We start from the raw sequence: 17,072 nt of genomic DNA, 5'->3' as shown, positions 1-17,072 counted from the left end.
GGATCCCCGCGTTCGCGAGGATGACGGAGCTCCGTACAACTTAGCTAAAAAACGCCGTCGGCGTACTGCCGAACGTCTTCTTGAACATCGCCGAAAACGCCGACTGGCTTGCATACCCGAGTTGCGCGGCTACCTGCGACAACGGCATCCCGCGCGCAATCAGCGGCGCCGCGTGCGCCAGCCGCACCTGCTGGCGCCACTGCACGAAACTCATCCCCAGCTCCCGCTCGAACAACCGCGTCAAGGTCCGTTCCGACGCGCCTACGCGCCCGGCCCAATGCTGCAAGGTCAACTCCACGCCCGGGTCATCGATCAGCGCATCGCACAGCGCTTTCAGGCGCTTGTCCACCGGCAGCGGCACCCTCATCGGCCGCACCGCGCAGCGCGTGACTTCGTCGAGGATTGTTTCGCTCAGCAGCCGTTCGCGGTCCGACTGTTCGTTCTCGTCGTGCTGCTCGAGCGCGGCAATCAGCTCGCGCAGCAGGTTCGAAACATGCACCACCTTGCAGTCGTCGCCGGCAAACGGCGAGCGGCTGGCGTGGACGAATACGGGCCGCAGCAGCGTCGGTTCGAGCACCGTCACCGTGTGCTCCATGTTGGGCGGAATCCAGATTGCCCGCTGCGGCGGCACGATCCAGCTGCTGTTGTTGGCGGTTACCCGCACCATGCCCTGCATTGCATACGTGAACTGGCCGTACGGATGGTGGTGCGGCAGCAGCACCGCGTTGGCGGCCAGGTTGCGCCCGGCAATCGTGACCTGGCGCTCCGGCGTGGGATAGACGCCGTGGCGGTCGAACCGGGTATGCGTGACGATGGGGGCTGGCATGGCGGCGAGGTTGTGGCGGATTTGCGCTAAAAGATGTCGTTCTATCTTAAATCCGACGGCGCGCTTTCACCTACACTGGCGTTTCAAAATAACAACAGGAGCGCACGATGGATGACCGACAACTGTTCCGGCAAGACGCACGTGTGATCGGCCTGGTAGGGCTGGCGCACGGCACTTCCCACTTTTATCACCTGATATTGGCTGCGTTGATCCCGTGGCTCAAACCCGAGTTCGACCTGTCCTACGGCGAGCTTGGTTTGCTGATGACGGTGTTCTTTGCCGTGTCCGGGGTGGGGCAGGCCATGGCCGGTTTCGTGGTCGATCGCTTCAGCGCGCGGGTGGTGCTGATGAGCGGGGTGGCGCTGCTCGGCATTTCCGCCGTGGTGCTGTCGTCGGCGCAGAACTACGTCCAGTTGATGGGCGGGGCCTTCCTGGCCGGTTGCGGCAACTGCGTGTTCCACCCGGCCGACTACACCTTGCTTAACCAGCGCGTATCGAAACAGCGGCTGGCGCATGGGTTCTCGGTGCACGGCATCAGCGGCAATATCGGCTGGGCGCTGTCGCCGTTGTTCCTGACCTCGGTGGCAGGGCGTACCGACTGGCGCACCGCGCTGCTGTGCGCGTCCTTGCTGCCGTTGTGCGTGCTGGCGCTGCTGCTCTGGAACCGCCATGCCCTTCGCCCGGAACCGGTGGCTGTGCCCGCGGACGATGCGGCGGCGGTTGCCGGAGCAAGTGCGCTCGGTTTCCTGCGCCTGAAAGTGGTGTGGATGTGCTTTGCCTTCTTCGTGATTTCATCGATTGCCCTCGCTGGCGTGCAAACCTTCGCTTCAACCAGCCTGGTAAGCCTGTACGGCATGTCGCTGGCGTGGGCCACCTCGGCTTACACCTGCTTCATGCTGTCGTCGGCGGTGGGGATGTTGTATGGCGGTTTCCTCGGTGCAGGCAATGGCCGCCACGACCGCATCATCATCGGCGCCTTTGCGGCAGCGGCAGTGTTCGCCCTGGTACTGGCGGCGGCGGTCGTACCGGCCTGGATGGCGATCGTGCTGATGGGCCTGGTTGGCTTTGCCACCGGCATCGCCGGGCCGTCGCGCGACCTGATGATACGGGGCGCCGCGCCTGCCAACGCCACCGGCCGCGTGTTCGGCGTGGTGTACTCGGGGCTGGACACCGGCCTGGCCGTCGGTCCGTTGATGTTTGCCGCGCTGATGGATGCCGGCCACCCGGCGGGCGTGTTCGTCGGCATTGCCATCTTCCAGGCGCTGGTCATCTTCACGACCATCGGCGTGGGCAACAACAGCCGTTCCATGATCGCGGCCAAGGCAGCCTGACGCCACGCCGCGCTCGCTTGAACCGCCACTGTTGTTGGATGGTTGCGTCACTTTTGCGAATTATTTTTTAGATAAGTCCATCGGTGGACCAGGATAAAGGCGCTTTTTGCGCCTTTTTTTCATCTGGCGAAAAATAGATTTCACATCGTGGAATTTCATGTGAGTTTGCAGCATCGACTTCTTTCATGCTGAGAAAAGCCTTTCCGTATCCTGAAATATTGTTTTTATCTCCTTAATTAATAAGGAATAAATTTTAGTTATATGTCTTATAGAAGACTTCTCGTGCGCTGCACAAAAAGGACTACTATAGTTCCAACGCCGCAGCATTCTTTTGTCATCTACTGAATCAACCTGAGGAGAACCACCATGGCAACTCGTGAACAGCAAATCGCCGCCCTGCAACAAGACTGGGACACCAACCCGCGCTGGAAGGGTGTCACCCGTACTTACACGGCGGAAGACGTGGTGCGCCTGCGCGGCTCGCTGCAGATCGAGCACACGCTGGCCAAGCGCGGCGCCGAAAAACTGTGGGACCTGGTCAACAACGAACCGTTCGTCAACGCACTGGGCGCGCTGACCGGCAACCAGGCCATGCAGCAAGTCAAAGCCGGCCTGAAAGCGATCTACCTGTCGGGCTGGCAAGTGGCGGGCGACGCCAACGTGGCTGGCGAAATGTACCCGGACCAGTCGCTGTATCCGGCCAACTCGGTGCCGCTGGTCGTGCGCCGGATTAACAATACCTTCCAGCGCGCCGACCAGATTCAATGGTCCGAAGGCAAGGACGACATCGATTACTTCGCACCGATCGTGGCCGATGCCGAAGCCGGTTTCGGCGGCGTGCTCAACGCCTACGAGCTGATGAAGTCGATGATCGACGCAGGCGCCGCCGGCGTCCACTTTGAAGATCAGCTCGCTTCGGTCAAGAAATGTGGCCACATGGGCGGCAAGGTGCTGGTGCCATCGCGCGAAGCCGTGGAAAAACTCACTGCCGCGCGCCTGGCAGCGGACGTCATGGGCACCTCCACCCTGGTGATCGCCCGTACTGATGCCGAAGCGGCCGACCTCCTGACGTCCGACGTCGATGAAAACGACCGTCCGTTCTGCACCGGCGAGCGTACAGTGGAAGGCTTCTATAAAGTCAAGCCGGGCATCGAGCAGGCCATTTCCCGCGCGCTGGCGTATGCGCCTTACGCCGACCTGGTGTGGTGCGAAACCGGCAAACCGGACCTGGCCTTTGCCAAGCAGTTTGCCGATGCGGTGCACGCCAAGTTCCCGGGCAAGATGCTGGCCTATAACTGCTCGCCGTCGTTCAACTGGAAGAAAAACCTCGACGACGCCACCATCGCCAAGTTCCAGAAAGAACTGGGCGCCATGGGTTACAAGTTCCAGTTCATCACGCTGGCCGGTTTCCATGCACTGAACTACGGCATGTTCAACCTGGCGCACGGTTATGCCCGCAACCAGATGACGGCTTTCGTGGAATTGCAGGAAGCGGAATTTGCTGCCGCCGAGAAGGGGTTTACGGCGGTCAAGCACCAGCGCGAAGTCGGTACCGGTTATTTTGACGCCGTCACCCAGACCATCCAGAACGGCCAGTCGTCCACCACGGCGCTGCACGGCTCCACCGAGGACGAGCAATTCTTCGACAAGAAGGTGGCATAACAGTTTAAAACCCGCACAGCCAAGCGGGGTCGGACCCGATAGGGTCCGACCCCAGGCAGTGACGCTTGCATTTCGCCAAAAGCGGGGTAGAAGGGTTATTGCTTGCCGTGCTGCGCCTGCAAGGCTTCTTGCAGGCGCTTCTTCAATTGCTCGCCGTCGGTAATCGCGCCGGTGTCATCGGCCACGTCCACCACGTGCGACTGGAATTCCTTCAATATCACGTGCTCCGGCACGGTGTCTCCCGGTATCGCCCCCAAAATTTCGCCCTGGTCGTCGGTCACGATGGTCATCTTCATGTTTGCCTCCCCGTTGGTGGATTTGCCATCTTAGATTTGCCCGAACAGGGCGCCTTGATGCAAACGAGGTGCAACCCTTTTTGGGGTTGGCGCCGGTTCTGGTGGATAATGCGGGATTGCGCAGGCCAGTCTGCATTACCTATTTGGAAAGTCCCCCACCATGTTCAGCTACCGCCACGCCTTTCACGCGGGAAATCACGCCGATGTATTGAAGCATTTCGTGACCATCCAGATGCTGCAATACCTGAATCAAAAAGACACCGCCTACACGTATATCGACACCCACTCGGGCGCCGGCGTGTACGCGCTCGATGGCGCTTTCGCGTCCAAGAATGCGGAATACGACACCGGCATCGGCCCGTTGTGGGACTTGAAGGACATACCGGCGCCGGTCAAGGAATACGTTGACCTGATCAAGGGCATGAACCCGAGCGGCAAGATGCGCCAGTACCCGGGCTCGCCGTTCATCGCCGACCTGGTGGCGCGCGAGCACGACCGCCTGCGCCTGTTCGAGCTGCACCCGGCCGACTTCAAGCTGTTGACCGATAACTTCCGCAAGCTCGACGAGCACGCCGCCCAGCAGGGCATTCGCCCGACCACGCGCGGCAAGCGCGTGCTGGTGACCAAGGGCGATGGCTTCCAGTCGCTCAAGGCGCTGCTGCCGCCGCCGTCGCGCCGCGCCTTGGTGCTGATCGACCCGCCGTACGAAGACAAGCAGGACTACAAAAAGGTCAAGGACACGCTGGCCGATTCGCTGCTGCGCTTCCCGGGCGGCACCTATGCGGTCTGGTACCCGCTGCTGCAACGGATGGAATCGCGCGAATTCGCCGACAAGCTCAAGCAACTGCAATGCAACGACTGGCTCAACGTGGTGCTGACCACCCACACCCCGATGCCCGACGGTTTCGGCTTGCACAGCAGCGGCATGTTCATTCTCAATCCACCGTACACGCTCGAGCCGATGCTCAAGGAAGTGATGCCGTGGCTGGTCAAGGCGCTGGGCAAGGACAGCGGCGCCCGCTTCACGCTCGAGAGCGGCAAACCGCTGCCGGTCGGCAAATCGATCCGCACCCGCACGCCACTGGCGCGTCCCGGCGTGGGCGAGGGCACTGCCGCCGGTCGTCCGGGCGGCACCGGTCGTCCCGGTGGCCGTCCGGGTGCCAGCACCAGCGCACCGTTCAACGCCAAGCCTGGTGTTGGTCCCAAGCCGGCATTCGGCGCCAAGGCCGCGCCGGCAGCCAAACCCGCTGGCGCCCGCCCAGCCCCGGCCAAGCCGGCTGCCGCCAAACCGGCCGGCAGCGACCAGCCGGCTGTTGCACGCAACACCGGCCCGCGCCGCTCCGGTACGCGCTAAGAACGGGTCTTGAGTTGTCATTTCGGTAGCATCGGGTATAGTGGAGTTTCGTGGGCGTCCACTGCATGTGGGCGTCTCGTTGCAGTCGTTGAAATGAGGAGATCTCATGCTTTCGGCTACCGAGCTGCCATCGAGGCTTGCCGATAATTTCTTTCTTGCCCGCCAGCCCATCCTCAACCGGGGCCAGCGGCTGGTCGGTTACGAATTGCTGTTCCGCGATGCCCACACCGCCACCACGGCGCAGTTCCGCGACGACGCGGCCGCCACCGCCACGGTGATCGCCCACGCGTCCGAGCTGGGCATGGAGCACGTGGTGGGCGACCAGCTGGCCTTTGTCAATATCGATGAAGTCGGCCTGATGAGCGACTTCATCCGCTTTCTGCCGCACGACAAGGTCATTCTTGAAATCCTCGAAACCGTGGAAGCCACGCCGGCCGTGCTCGAGCGCGTACGCGAACTCAAGCGCGCCGGTTTCCGTTTCGCCCTCGATGACGTCATCGGCGAGACCGAGGACGTGCAAAAGCTGCAGCCGCTGTGCGACGTCATCAAGGTCGACATCAAGCAGATGAAGCCCGGCACCTTGCCGGCATTGGCCCGTGTTCTTAAAAATCCCAGACAGAAGTTGCTGGCCGAAAAAGTCGAGACGGTGGAAGAGTTCCGCCAGTGCATGGATCTCGGTTTCGAGTACTTCCAGGGCTATTACTTTGCCCGTCCCGTCATCCTCAGCGGCAAAAAGATTTCGCCATCGCAGCGCAGCGTGCTGCACCTGCTCGACCTGATCGATACCGATGCCAGCAGTCACGAAATCGAATCGATGGTCAAGCATGATGTCCTGATCACCCTCAATTTGCTACGGCTGGTCAATACCCCGGCGGTGGGCACGCGCTACCGCATCAATTCGGTGGGCCATGCCTTGATGGTGCTGGGGCGGCGCCAATTGCGGCGCTGGCTGCAGATTTTGCTGTACGTAAAAAGTGGCGGCCCGCAGGAATTCACCTCGCCACTGCTGCAACTGGCCACCACGCGCGGCAAGACCATCGAACTGCTGGTCGAGCATACGCGGCCGGGGGAGCGGATCAGTGCCGACATCGGCTTTACGGTGGGCGTGATGTCGCTGATGGACACGCTGTTTTCGATTCACATGCAGGAACTGCTCGACAGCGTGAACGTGCTCGACGAGGTGCGCACGGCGCTGCTGGAGCGGGCCGGCGAGTATGGCTTGCTGCTGAGCTTGATCGAGAATATCGAGCGCGGCCGCGATACGGTGGCGCTGGGGCAGATGCTCGAGCAGATTGCCGTCAGGCCGGCCGAATTGTATGCGATACAGCTGGCGGCGATCGAGTGGGTGACCGAGTATTCGCGCGGGTTTTGATGCCGCATTGACTCACTGACCCAGCAACAAGAACACCGTCGGCTTCTTGTGAAACTCCGGCGCTTTCCCGGCTCCCAGCTGACTCTTCCACTGCGCCCCGGTCTGGGTACGGATCGTCTCGGTCGCCAGGCTGAGGTCGGTCGCCACGCAAATCAGCGTGCCTGGCGCACAGGCGCCGACCAGGGCTTCCAGCATGGCCGTATTCCGATACGGTGTCTCGATGAACAGCTGGGTCTGCTTTTCCTTGCGCGAACGCGTTTCCAGTTCCTTGATGCGGGCGGTGCGTTGCGCCGCATCGGTAGGCAGGTAACCGTTGAAAGCAAAACTCTGGCCGTTCAGGCCGCTCGCCATCACGGCCAGCAGCAGCGACGACGGCCCCACCAGCGGCCGCACCGGGATGCCGTGCTGATGCGCCAGTCGCACCAGGTCGGCGCCGGGATCGGCCACGGCCGGCACGCCTGCCTCCGACACCAGGCCGCCATCGCGACCGGCCAGCAGCGGCGCCAGCAGGCCGGCCAGCGCGGCTGGCGGCGTGTTGACGTTCAGTTCCGAGATGGTGATTTCCTGCAGCGGTTTGGCCAGCGGGTGGCTGGCGTTGACCAGCTTGAGGAAGGCGCGCGCGGTTTTGGCGTTCTCTGCCACAAAATAATCGAGTTGCGAGGTGATGTGCTGGACCTGTTCAGGCAGCACAGAGGCGAGCGCTTCGGTCTCGCCCAGGGTATTCGGGATCAGAAATAAGGTGCCGGGCATGGGTCAGTGTTCAACTATCTAAAAAAAGAAATACCAAGATTGCGCAGCATGCCTGTCAGGGCGATCAAAGGCAAGCCGGTGAGGGCGGTGGGGTCGGTGCTGTCGATGCGTTCGAGGATGGCGATGCCGAGCGCTTCGTTTTTGGCGCTGCCGGCGCAGTCGTACGGCTGCTCGATGCGCAGGTAGGCGTCGAGCTCGGCATCGGGCAGGTCGCGGAAGGTCACGCGGGTCTGGATGTTGGCCAGCTGGGCGGCGCTGTCGGGATGTTCGGCGCGGCCATCCCACACGCATAGTGCTGTATGAAAGATCACTTCGCGTCCGCGCATTTTTTGCAGCTGCGCCAGGGCGTTGGCGTGGTTGCCTGGCTTGCCGATCTGTTGCTCGTCGAGCGTGGCGACCTGGTCCGAGCCGATCACGATGCTGCCCGGCAGTTTTGCCGCGACCGCAGCAGCCTTCTCGCGCGCCAGCCGCACTGCGGTGGCGCTCGGCGTTTCGCCGGGCAGCGGACTTTCGTCGATGTCGGGAACAGCCACCTCGAACGGCAATTGCAGGCGCGAGAGCAACTCTTTTCGATAGGCGGAGCTGGAGGCCAGGACCAGGCGGAACGGTAAACTTGTTGTCAGGCTTGATGTCATAAGGGGAATGTTATATGCTCTGTCGCCGGCGTTCGCTGATGCGCGCCGGGCACACTAAAAACCTGAAAAAAGCGCGAAATGCACGCAGCTTTTGACTTGCGGGTGAAAACCCTGCTATTATCGCAGGTTTTCCGGGGAATTTTTCTGTAATGAATGCTACGGTCATCGACGCTTTTGATTTTTGTCGTCACAATGGCAGCGAACACGGCGTAACGCCTGTTGCTCAAATGACCCGTCTGGCCAAGGACTGCGCTGACGCGTCCGGCGAGATTACCTGGAAGGTAGAGGGCGGCGCCGGCAAGATGGGCTACCCGCAGTTGACCCTGTCGGTTGCCGGCACGGTGCAACTGGTCTGCCAACGGTGCCTGACGCCTTATGCCCACACCCTCGATTCTTCGACCGTGCTGGTGCTTGGTAAGGATGATCAGGAAGCCGATGAAATCGAAGAAATAATTGCCGACGAATCGATCGATGTGATCGTCGGCACCCGCAGCATGCCGGTAATGGACCTGGTGGAAGACGAAGCATTGCTGGCCCTGCCGCAATCGCCGCGCCACGTGGTCTGCCCCGATGCGTCGCTGCTGGACAAGGCGAAAAGCGCCAAGATCTCGCCCTTCGAAGCGCTCAAGGGCCTGAAGTAAAGTCGGCCTCAGCCGCAAATCCGAACAAGCTGTAGTAAAAGAACGTGTCATGCGCGTGCATTAATCGAGTATTGGCAAGTTGTAGTAAAGGTAGTACCCGCATTTAACGTCGCCGGGCTGTATTGCTGGCGGGATACTCGATTCGCATGTATTTGCTGATCGATTGTGTTAAAATTTTAGAACTTATGTATTAGGAGTCATTAACATGGCAGTTCAACAGAACAAGAAGTCCCCTTCGAAGCGCGGTATGCACCGTTCGCACGATTTCCTGGTAGCTCCACAACTGGGTATCGAGCCAACCACCGGTGAAACTCACCTGCGTCACCACATCAGCCCTAACGGCTTCTACCGTGGTCGCAAAGTCCTGAAAACCAAAAACGACGAGTAATCGACGCTTTTGCTGGACACGGAAACAGGCGGTGCTGAGTTATTGAGCATCGCTTTTTCTTTTTTCATCGGCTGCAAACCACTTTTGCACACCGTCATGTTGATACGGCGGCCGTTACAGGTCCGCAGCTTGCCGCAGCTCGCCCCGCAAGGGTTGGAGCGTGGTACTGAACCCAAACAATGACAATCAAAATTTCTATCGACTGCATGGGCGGAGATCACGGTCCATCGGTCACCATCCCCGCAGCACTCTCCTTCGTCAACCGCGAACCAGACGCCGAGCTGATCCTTATTGGTCTCGAAGACGTCCTGCGCGCCGAACTCAAAAAGCATCACGCCGACACCCATCCGCGCCTGTCCATCGTCCACGCTTCCGAGCAGGTGACCATGGACGATCCGCTGGAAGTGGCGCTGCGCCGCAAAAAAGATTCGTCGATGCGCGTGGCGATCGAGCAGGTCAAGTCCGGCAATGCCCAGGCTGCCGTCTCGGCCGGCAATACCGGCGCGCTGATGGCCGTGGCCCGCTACGTGCTCAAGACCATGAGTGGCGTCGATCGTCCGGCGATCTGCTCGATCATGCCGAACCAGAAGAACGGCCCGACCTACATGCTCGACCTGGGCGCCAACGTCGATTGCGAACCGCATCACCTGCACCAGTTCGCCATCATGGGCTCGGTGCTGGTGTCGGCCATGGAAAACATCGAACGCCCGACTATCGGCCTGCTCAACGTGGGCACCGAGGACATCAAGGGCAACGAGGTGGTCAAGGCCACCGGCAAGTTGCTGCAGCTCGATCACGAGCGCGGCGCGCTCAACTTCTTCGGTAACGTCGAAGGCAACGACATTTTCAAAGGCACCACCGACCTGGTGGTGTGCGACGGCTTTACCGGCAACGTCACGCTCAAGGCAGTCGAGGGCGTGGCCCGCTTCTTCGCCGATACCGTCAAGACCGAATTCAAGCGTACACCGCTGACCATGCTCAGCGCCTTGCTCGGTCGCGGCGCGCTCACCGCCATCAAGAACCGCCTGTCGCCATCGCGCTATAACGGCGCCAGCCTGCTCGGTTTGCGCGGCCTGGTGTTCAAGAGCCATGGCGGCGCCGACGCGTATTCCTTTGAGTGGGCGATCAAGCGCGCGTATGATGCTGCCAAAAACGACGTGTTGCCGCACATTTCGACCCTGATCGCCGAGCTGATGCCGCGCAACACCGAAACGCCCGAGGTGGCAACCGCTCCGGCGATTGCCACCAGCGCCGCCGGCCTAGTCGCCGGCTCAACTATTTAGTGGACGGTAGACTGCATGGCTTTGTATAGCAAAATTATCGGTACCGGCAGCTACTTGCCGGCCCAGCGCGTGACCAACGCAGACCTGGCTGCGCAACTGGCCGCCAAGGGCATCGAAACGTCGGACGATTGGATCGTTAGCCGCAGCGGTATTTCGGCGCGCCACTTTGCCGCCGCCGACGAAAAATCGTCGGACCTGGCCGCCAACGCCGCCAAGAAGGCGCTGGAAATGGCGCGCCTGGCGCCCAACGATATCGACCTGATCATCGTTGCCAGCTCCACCCCCGACTTCTTCGGCAGCTTCCCCAGCACCGCCTGCATCGTCCAGCAAAAACTCGGGATCACCAACCACGGCGCGGCTGTCGATGTCCAGGCCGTCTGCAGCGGTTTCGTGTATGCGCTGTCCACCGCGGATGCGTTCATCCGCGCAGGCGTGCACAAGAACGTGCTGGTGATTGGTTCGGAAGTGTTTTCGCGCATCCTCAATTTCAACGACCGCACCACCTGCGTGCTGTTTGGTGACGGCGCCGGCGCCGTGGTGGTGACTGGCTCGGACGAGCCTGGCATCTTGGCCACCGCGCTGCACGCGGACGGCAGCCACTCGGGCATCCTGTGCATGCCCAACTCGTTTGGCGGCGCCACCGCCGGCGAAGCCTACCTGTACATGGATGGCCCGGCAGTGTTCAAGCTGGCCGTTTCGGTACTGGAAAAAGTCGCCCATGAAGCGCTGAACAAGGCTGGCATGACCGCCGCCCAGATCGACTGGCTGGTGCCGCACCAGGCCAATATCCGCATCATGAACGGCACTGCCAAGAAGATGGGCCTGCCGCTGGACAAGATGGTGGTCACCGTCGATCAGCACGGCAATACGTCGGCTGCGTCGATCCCGCTGGCGCTGGACGCCGCCGTACGCGACGGCCGCATCAAGAACGGCCACAACGTCATGATGGAAGGCGTGGGCGGGGGCTTTACCTGGGGCGCGGTACTGGCCACCATGAGCGGCTTGCCGGACACGCTGTAAGCTGCGCCTGTTTGGTCGGAATTAGAGTTAGAGTTCTAACCGCTACAAGCGTAGACGCGACAAGATTAGATTCCCTTCGAATGGATGACGTATGACTAAATTTGCATTTGTATTCCCGGGCCAGGGTTCGCAGGCGATTGCCATGCTCGACGGCTTCGCCGGCAACCCGGTGGTGGCAGAGACCATCGCCGAAGCTTCGGCTGCGCTCGGTTTTGACCTGGGCAAGCTGATTGCCGAAGGTCCGAAAGAAGAGCTCGACCTCACCACCAACACCCAGCCGGTGATGCTCACCGCTGCCGTGGCCGTGTACCGCGCGTGGATCGCTGCCGGCGGCCCGGTGCCAGCCATTGTTGCCGGCCACAGCCTGGGTGAATACTCGGCGCTGGTCGCTGCCGGTGTGATCTCGTTCAAGGATGCCGTGCCGCTGGTGCGCTTCCGCGCCCAGGCGATGCAGGAAGCCGTGCCGGTCGGACTCGGTACCATGGCTGTCGTGCTCGGTTTGTCGGACGACGACGTTCGCGCCGCCTGTGCTGAAGCCACCGCTGCCGTGTCGGACTCGGTGGTGGAAGCGGTCAACTTCAACGCCCCGGCGCAAGTCGTGATCGCCGGCCATACCGCCGCTGTCGAGCGCGCCTGCGATATCGCCAAGGCCAAGGGCGCCAAGCGCGCCATGAAACTGCCGGTCTCGGCGCCATTCCACTCGTCGCTGTTGAAGCCCGCCTCGGACCGCCTGCGCACCTACCTGGCCGATCTGGCGTTCTCGGCGCCGCAAATTCCGCTGATCAACAACGTCGACGTCGCCGTGTTGAACGACGTCGATGCGATCAAGGATGCGCTGGTACGCCAGGCTGCCGCACCGGTTCGCTGGGTGGAAACCATGCAGCAGGTCGCCGCGCAAGGCATCACCCAGGTGATCGAATGCGGTCCGGGCAAGGTGCTGATGGGCTTGACCAAGCGCATCGACGCCACCCTGGTCGGCGACGCCATCACCGATCAGGCCTCTTTGGAGCGCATCTTGACCTCGCTCAAATAAGAGCACAGGGCAGGGCACTATCGTTACGTACCACCACGAAGGACATACATGAATTTAGCAAATCAAGTTGCGCTGGTGACCGGCGCCTCGCGCGGCATCGGCAAGGCCATCGCCCAGCAACTGGCGCGCCAGGGTGCGCGCGTGATCGGCACCGCCACCACCGAAGCCGGCGCTGAAGCGATCTCCGCCTACCTGGCCGAAGTGGCAGCAGAGGTCGGCGCCGAGCCTGGCAAGGGCCTGGTCCTGAACGTGACCGACGCCGAGCGCTGCGCCGCCGTCATCGACGACATCACCAAGACGTACGGCGCGGTCGCCATCCTGGTCAACAATGCCGGCATTACCCAGGACAACCTGGCCATGCGCATGAAAGACGACGAGTGGGACAGCGTGATCGCCACCAACCTGTCCGCAGTCGGCCGGCTGTCGCGCGCCGTGCTGCGTGGCATGATGAAGGCGAAAGCTGGCCGCATCATCAACATCACCTCCGTAGTGGCCTCGTCGGGCAACCCGGGCCAGATGAATTACGCTGCCGCCAAGGCGGGCGTGGAGGGCATGGGCCGCGCGCTGGCGCGTGAAATCGGCAGCCGCAACATCACCGTCAACAGCGTGGCGCCGGGCTTTATCGACACCGACATGACCAAGTCGCTGGGCGACGACCAGCACGCCGCGCTGCTCACGCAAATCCCGCTCGGACGCCTGGGCAAACCTGAAGATATTGCCGCTGCGGTCGCCTTTTTGGCATCGCCGCAAGCGGCTTATATTACCGGCACCACGTTGCACGTGAATGGCGGTATGTATATGAACTGATGGGAATTCCCATCTTTTACCAGCGATTTCGGTGCACTTATGGGGAAACTCGTAGCAAACACCGAAATTAGTTTTTCAGTGCGCAAACCTGATAAAATGCGCGCTTTCCGTAACAAACAAATGGAGCCATAACATGTCGGATATCGAACAACGCGTTAAGAAAATCGTCGCAGAACAACTGGGCGTCGCAGAAGCAGACATCAAAATCGAATCCTCGTTCGTTGACGATCTGGGCGCTGACTCCCTGGACACCGTGGAACTGGTGATGGCCCTGGAAGACGAGTTCGAAATGGAAATCCCTGACGAACAAGCAGAAAAGATCACCACCGTGCAGCAAGCCATCGACTACGCTACTGCGCACGTCAAGGCGTAATAGCCGCCCGATCGACTTTAGGAGAATCGCTTGAGAGGTTCTAAAAACCGTCGTGTTGTCATTACCGGCCTGGGCGCCGTTACCCCGATCGGCAACAATGTTGCCGAGACCTGGGCAGCGGCACTCGAGGGTAAATCCGGCATTGCCACCATCACCAAGTTTGACGCACAAGCTTTCAGCACCCGTTTTGCCGGTGAAGTCAAAGGCTTCAATATCGAGGACTACATCTCGGCCAAGGAAGCGCGCCACATGGATACGTTTATCCATTACGGCATGGCGGCCGGCATCCAGGCGGTGCAGGATTCGGGTATCGAAGTGACCGACGCCAACGCCGATCGTATCGGTGTGATCATCGGTTCCGGCATCGGCGGCTTGCCGATGATCGAAGAGCAGAAGGAAGACTACGACAAGCGCGGCCCGCGCCGGATCTCGCCGTTCTTCGTGCCAGCTTCGATTATCAATATGATTTCGGGCAACCTGTCGATCAAGTACGGCATGCGCGGTCCTAATCTGTCGATCGTCACCGCTTGTACCACCGGCCTGCATTGCATCGGCGCCGCCGCTCGCATGATCGAGTATGGCGATGCCGACGTGATGATCGCCGGTGGCGCCGAGTCGACCGTTTCGCCGCTGGGTCTCGGTGGCTTTGCTTCGGCAAAAGCCCTGTCCTCGCGCAACGACGACCCGGCCACCGCGTCCCGTCCCTGGGATACGGACCGCGACGGCTTCGTGCTGGGCGAAGGCGCCGGCGTGATGGTCGTGGAAGAGTACGAACACGCCAAGGCACGCGGCGCCAAGATTTACGCCGAGCTGGTCGGTTTCGGCATGAGCGCCGATGCTTACCACATGACGTCGCCCCTGGAAGACGGCAGCGGTGGCAGCAAGTCGGCGCAAGCCGCGCTTGCCAACGCCGGCCTTAACCCGGACCAGGTGCAGTACGTGAACGCGCACGGCACCTCGACGCCGCAAGGCGACGTGGCTGAAGTGCAGGGCATCAAGCGCACCTTCGGCGACCACGCCAAGAAGCTGGTAGTCAACTCGACCAAGTCGATGACCGGCCACCTGCTGGGCGGCGCCGGCGGCCTGGAAGCGGTGTTTACGGTATTGGCGGTGCACCACCAGGTGTCGCCACCGACCATCAACATCTTCAACCAGGATCCGTCGTGCGACCTGGACTTCTGCGCCAATGTTGCCCGCGACATGAAGATCGAGTATGCAGTCAAAAACTCGTTCGGCTTTGGCGGTACCAACGGCAGCCTCGTGTTTGGTCGTATTTGAGTCGTCAAATAAGTAGTAAAAAAGTTTAACTTTCGGTTGAACTAATCCCGCGCCCGCCATGTCAAAGCATGGTGGGCGAGGATTAGGCGCTGGCATTCGCCAGCGCCTGAATTGCCCGGCCCCGCGCCGGCGCATCCAGTTGTATCGCTCCCCATCCGTATAAATTTTTGGTTGTCTCTATCCGTGTTGCAGTCATGTCGATCGCGGTGTCCGTCATCGTTCGTCCCTCGCCTGGTTTGCGTTTGCTGCACGCCGGGTTGTGCTGTTGCGTGCTGGCGTCCGCTGCTGCCTGTCCTGGCGTGCTGGCGCCGCTGGCGTGTGTGGTCGCTGCCATCTGTGGCTATGTCTGTGGGCAACCAAGCGCTTTTGCAATGGCGGTTGATATAACCGCAGTCGGGCAATTCCGCACTGCGCTATACCAACAATCGGGAGCGCTGCTGAGCCTGCTTGACGACTCGACTATGTGGCGCGGCTTGCTGCTGCTGCGCTTAGGTAGTGCGGACGGCGGCGTGCGGTCGGTGCTGGTATTGCCCGATTGCGTAAGCGGGGCGGAGTTGCGCGCGTTGACGCTGGCCTGTCGGGCCGCCGCCGCGCGCAGCGAAATAAATACGCCAACACTGTGAACTTCTTGCAGCGGGCTAACTCTATAGCATAAGGGTTCCGGCAACGCTGCAGGTTACCGAGGAATGCCCGAGTGACGACAGAACGTGAGTGTGACCAGATGCTGGTCGACCGGGTCCGGGCCGGCGACAAGCAGGCATTCGATATGTTGGTGGCGAAGTATCAGCGCCGCCTCATGCGCCTGCTGTCGCGTATCGTGCACGACCCGGTGGAAGCCGAAGACGTGGTACAAGAGACATTTATCAAGGCCTATCGGGCGCTGCGGCATTTTCGCGGCGACTCGGCCTTCTATACGTGGCTGTATCGCATCGGAATTAACACGGCCAAGAATTTCCTGATGACGCAGGGCAGGCGCACGCCCACGACTACGGAAACCGACGCCGAACATGCCGAGGGTTTTTACGATGGCGATAATTTGCGCGACATCAATACGCCGGAATCCATGTTGGCCAGCAAGCAAATTGCCCAGACCGTCAACGCGGCCATGGACGCCTTGCCGCTCGATTTACGGACTGCGATCGCCTTGCGCGAAATAGAAGGGCTGAGCTACGAAGAGATTTCCGATATCATGGCTTGCCCCATCGGCACGGTCCGCAGCCGCATCTTCCGAGCCCGAGAAGTCATCGCTGAAAAGTTAAAGCCTCTGCTCGATATGCCGGTTGACAAGCGCTGGTAAGGCAGGAATGATGGCATTGGCGCCCGGCAATTTGTCGGCCAAGGTGGCAATGTATTGACAGGCGGAGCACGCGATGGATACCCATAAAAGACTGCACGAAAATATCTCGGCGCTGGCAGATGGCGAGCTGGCCCAGAGCGAGCAGGAACTTGCCTTCGCGGCGCTGCAAACCGCCGAGGGCAGGGCGGCCTGGAAGGCCTACCACGTGGTCGGCGACGTGTTGCGCGATAGCGCCCAGGGCGCGCTCAGCGCTGGGTTCAACGCGGCGCTGGCGGCGCGGCTGGCGGCCGAAGCCGCGTACGAACTGTCGCCACTCACCCCGGGCGTGAATGACGCCGCTGCGCCGCCGTTTCCAGGTGCCGCCAACGGTGCCGCTGCCAGTGCCGCCACCGCCACCGTCAATGCCACCGGCGCCGCTGCTGCCGCCTCCGCTGGCAGTGGCTCGACCACCAACGGCGCCACCACCGCCGCCGCCACCACCGCCGCCACCACCGCCAACGCGCAGGGCCAGGATCAATCCACCGCCCACGTAATTCTCCCTTAAGCCGTTTTCTGTCGTCCTGCTCGTATAATTGCCTGGTGTCCCGCGTGTGGGACTTTTATGCTCCCATGTGCTAGCCTCATGGGGCACGCCTCGAACCGCGACGTGTGCTGCCTGCATTCCAGAACTTTTAGAGAACGATATCCCATGAAAAATAATTTCAAAAATAATTTCGAAAATAGTTT

The 17,072-nt window shown here is 61.1% G+C and carries 19 protein-coding genes; 15 read left to right on the top strand and 4 right to left on the bottom strand.

All coding sequences use genetic code 11. From position 1 onward, the window contains the following. Positions 1-40 precede the first annotated feature (40 nt). Positions 41-826 (bottom strand): helix-turn-helix transcriptional regulator, encoded by a 786-nt coding sequence (locus J2X54_RS10545; RefSeq protein ID WP_310180468.1) that lies wholly within the window; start codon positions 824-826, stop codon positions 41-43. 107 nt (positions 827-933) lie between these two features. On the opposite strand from J2X54_RS10545, the gene J2X54_RS10540 reads away from it, so the two are divergent. After that, positions 934-2,157, top strand: a complete 1,224-nt coding sequence (locus J2X54_RS10540) for an MFS transporter (RefSeq protein ID WP_310180467.1) — start codon at positions 934-936, stop codon at positions 2,155-2,157. A 366-nt stretch (positions 2,158-2,523) separates the two neighbouring features. Next, positions 2,524-3,819, top strand: coding sequence for an isocitrate lyase (gene aceA, locus J2X54_RS10535; protein WP_070246162.1), 1,296 nt, complete (start codon positions 2,524-2,526; stop codon positions 3,817-3,819). A gap of 95 nt (positions 3,820-3,914) precedes the next feature. On the opposite strand, the gene J2X54_RS10530 is transcribed toward aceA, so the two are convergent. Beyond that, positions 3,915-4,115, bottom strand: a complete 201-nt coding sequence (locus J2X54_RS10530) for a hypothetical protein (protein WP_070246160.1) — start codon at positions 4,113-4,115, stop codon at positions 3,915-3,917. A 160-nt stretch (positions 4,116-4,275) separates the two neighbouring features. Here J2X54_RS10530 and J2X54_RS10525 point away from each other — a divergent pair, with 160 nt between their 5' ends. Together J2X54_RS10525 and J2X54_RS10520 are read left to right on the top strand one after the other, a co-directional pair. After that, positions 4,276-5,469, top strand: coding sequence for a 23S rRNA (adenine(2030)-N(6))-methyltransferase RlmJ (locus J2X54_RS10525; protein WP_310180462.1), 1,194 nt, complete (start codon positions 4,276-4,278; stop codon positions 5,467-5,469). 106 nt (positions 5,470-5,575) lie between these two features. Then, positions 5,576-6,841, top strand: coding sequence for an EAL and HDOD domain-containing protein (locus J2X54_RS10520; RefSeq protein WP_070246157.1), 1,266 nt, complete (start codon positions 5,576-5,578; stop codon positions 6,839-6,841). A 12-nt stretch (positions 6,842-6,853) separates the two neighbouring features. Here J2X54_RS10520 and J2X54_RS10515 read toward each other — a convergent pair whose 3' ends face one another. Both J2X54_RS10515 and J2X54_RS10510 read right to left on the bottom strand, forming a co-directional pair. Further along, a complete protein-coding gene (locus J2X54_RS10515; RefSeq protein WP_070246156.1) occupies positions 6,854-7,591 on the bottom strand; it encodes an SAM-dependent methyltransferase in 738 nt (245 codons plus the stop codon). 14 nt (positions 7,592-7,605) lie between these two features. After that, positions 7,606-8,226 carry a Maf-like protein gene (locus tag J2X54_RS10510; RefSeq protein ID WP_310180459.1) on the bottom strand — a complete coding sequence of 207 codons (621 nt, stop codon included), beginning with the start codon at positions 8,224-8,226 and terminating at the stop codon, positions 7,606-7,608. Positions 8,227-8,375: 149 nt separating this feature from the next. Here J2X54_RS10510 and J2X54_RS10505 point away from each other — a divergent pair, with 149 nt between their 5' ends. The 11 genes from J2X54_RS10505 (at position 8,376) to J2X54_RS10455 (ending at position 16,890) form a co-directional block, all read left to right on the top strand. After that, on the top strand, positions 8,376-8,867 hold the full coding sequence (locus J2X54_RS10505; RefSeq protein ID WP_070246152.1) for a DUF177 domain-containing protein: 492 nt from the start codon (positions 8,376-8,378) through the stop codon (positions 8,865-8,867). 205 nt (positions 8,868-9,072) lie between these two features. Then, positions 9,073-9,255, top strand: coding sequence for a 50S ribosomal protein L32 (gene rpmF, locus J2X54_RS10500; protein WP_008449924.1), 183 nt, complete (start codon positions 9,073-9,075; stop codon positions 9,253-9,255). Positions 9,256-9,434: 179 nt separating this feature from the next. Continuing rightward, entirely contained in the window at positions 9,435-10,538 is a 1,104-nt protein-coding gene (gene plsX / locus J2X54_RS10495; RefSeq protein ID WP_310180431.1) for a phosphate acyltransferase PlsX, read from the top strand. A gap of 15 nt (positions 10,539-10,553) precedes the next feature. Further along, a complete protein-coding gene (locus J2X54_RS10490) occupies positions 10,554-11,558 on the top strand; it encodes a beta-ketoacyl-ACP synthase III (protein WP_310180430.1) in 1,005 nt (334 codons plus the stop codon). A gap of 91 nt (positions 11,559-11,649) precedes the next feature. Next, positions 11,650-12,591 (top strand): ACP S-malonyltransferase, encoded by a 942-nt coding sequence (fabD, locus tag J2X54_RS10485; protein ID WP_310180429.1) that lies wholly within the window; start codon positions 11,650-11,652, stop codon positions 12,589-12,591. 48 nt (positions 12,592-12,639) lie between these two features. Next, a complete protein-coding gene (fabG, locus tag J2X54_RS10480; protein WP_310180427.1) occupies positions 12,640-13,398 on the top strand; it encodes a 3-oxoacyl-ACP reductase FabG in 759 nt (252 codons plus the stop codon). Positions 13,399-13,531: 133 nt separating this feature from the next. Then, complete coding sequence (gene acpP / locus J2X54_RS10475; protein WP_008449912.1) at positions 13,532-13,771, top strand: acyl carrier protein; 240 nt, start codon at positions 13,532-13,534, stop codon at positions 13,769-13,771. A 30-nt stretch (positions 13,772-13,801) separates the two neighbouring features. Then, a complete protein-coding gene (gene fabF / locus J2X54_RS10470) occupies positions 13,802-15,049 on the top strand; it encodes a beta-ketoacyl-ACP synthase II (protein ID WP_070246144.1) in 1,248 nt (415 codons plus the stop codon). Positions 15,050-15,243: 194 nt separating this feature from the next. Further along, complete coding sequence (locus tag J2X54_RS10465; protein ID WP_310180358.1) at positions 15,244-15,672, top strand: hypothetical protein; 429 nt, start codon at positions 15,244-15,246, stop codon at positions 15,670-15,672. Positions 15,673-15,743: 71 nt separating this feature from the next. Further along, positions 15,744-16,346 (top strand): RNA polymerase sigma factor RpoE, encoded by a 603-nt coding sequence (gene rpoE, locus J2X54_RS10460; RefSeq protein ID WP_071651573.1) that lies wholly within the window; start codon positions 15,744-15,746, stop codon positions 16,344-16,346. 73 nt (positions 16,347-16,419) lie between these two features. Next, positions 16,420-16,890: a sigma-E factor negative regulatory protein gene (locus tag J2X54_RS10455; RefSeq protein WP_310180354.1), complete on the top strand. Its 471-nt coding sequence runs from the start codon at positions 16,420-16,422 to the stop codon at positions 16,888-16,890. The last annotated feature ends 182 nt before the right edge of the window (positions 16,891-17,072 follow it).

The organism is Duganella sp. 3397 (assembly GCF_031456625.1).
In the GTDB taxonomy this organism is placed as follows: Bacteria; Pseudomonadota; Gammaproteobacteria; order Burkholderiales; family Burkholderiaceae_D; genus Rugamonas; species Rugamonas phyllosphaerae.
This window is presented reverse-complemented; position numbering and strand designations above follow the sequence as displayed.

Coding starts and splice junctions, on each gene's coding strand:
- J2X54_RS10520 (WP_070246157.1), top strand. CDS start 5,576: ATGCTTTCGGCTACCGAGCTGCCATCGAGGCTTGCCGATAATTTCTTT.
- J2X54_RS10530 (WP_070246160.1), bottom strand. CDS start 4,115: ATGAAGATGACCATCGTGACCGACGACCAGGGCGAAATTTTGGGGGCG.
- J2X54_RS10545 (WP_310180468.1), bottom strand. CDS start 826: ATGCCAGCCCCCATCGTCACGCATACCCGGTTCGACCGCCACGGCGTC.
- J2X54_RS10490 (WP_310180430.1), top strand. CDS start 10,554: ATGGCTTTGTATAGCAAAATTATCGGTACCGGCAGCTACTTGCCGGCC.
- J2X54_RS10540 (WP_310180467.1), top strand. CDS start 934: ATGGATGACCGACAACTGTTCCGGCAAGACGCACGTGTGATCGGCCTG.
- rpmF (WP_008449924.1), top strand. CDS start 9,073: ATGGCAGTTCAACAGAACAAGAAGTCCCCTTCGAAGCGCGGTATGCAC.
- plsX (WP_310180431.1), top strand. CDS start 9,435: ATGACAATCAAAATTTCTATCGACTGCATGGGCGGAGATCACGGTCCA.
- J2X54_RS10455 (WP_310180354.1), top strand. CDS start 16,420: ATGGATACCCATAAAAGACTGCACGAAAATATCTCGGCGCTGGCAGAT.
- J2X54_RS10525 (WP_310180462.1), top strand. CDS start 4,276: ATGTTCAGCTACCGCCACGCCTTTCACGCGGGAAATCACGCCGATGTA.
- J2X54_RS10510 (WP_310180459.1), bottom strand. CDS start 8,226: ATGACATCAAGCCTGACAACAAGTTTACCGTTCCGCCTGGTCCTGGCC.
- aceA (WP_070246162.1), top strand. CDS start 2,524: ATGGCAACTCGTGAACAGCAAATCGCCGCCCTGCAACAAGACTGGGAC.
- J2X54_RS10505 (WP_070246152.1), top strand. CDS start 8,376: ATGAATGCTACGGTCATCGACGCTTTTGATTTTTGTCGTCACAATGGC.
- fabG (WP_310180427.1), top strand. CDS start 12,640: ATGAATTTAGCAAATCAAGTTGCGCTGGTGACCGGCGCCTCGCGCGGC.
- fabD (WP_310180429.1), top strand. CDS start 11,650: ATGACTAAATTTGCATTTGTATTCCCGGGCCAGGGTTCGCAGGCGATT.
- J2X54_RS10515 (WP_070246156.1), bottom strand. CDS start 7,591: ATGCCCGGCACCTTATTTCTGATCCCGAATACCCTGGGCGAGACCGAA.
- J2X54_RS10465 (WP_310180358.1), top strand. CDS start 15,244: ATGTCGATCGCGGTGTCCGTCATCGTTCGTCCCTCGCCTGGTTTGCGT.
- acpP (WP_008449912.1), top strand. CDS start 13,532: ATGTCGGATATCGAACAACGCGTTAAGAAAATCGTCGCAGAACAACTG.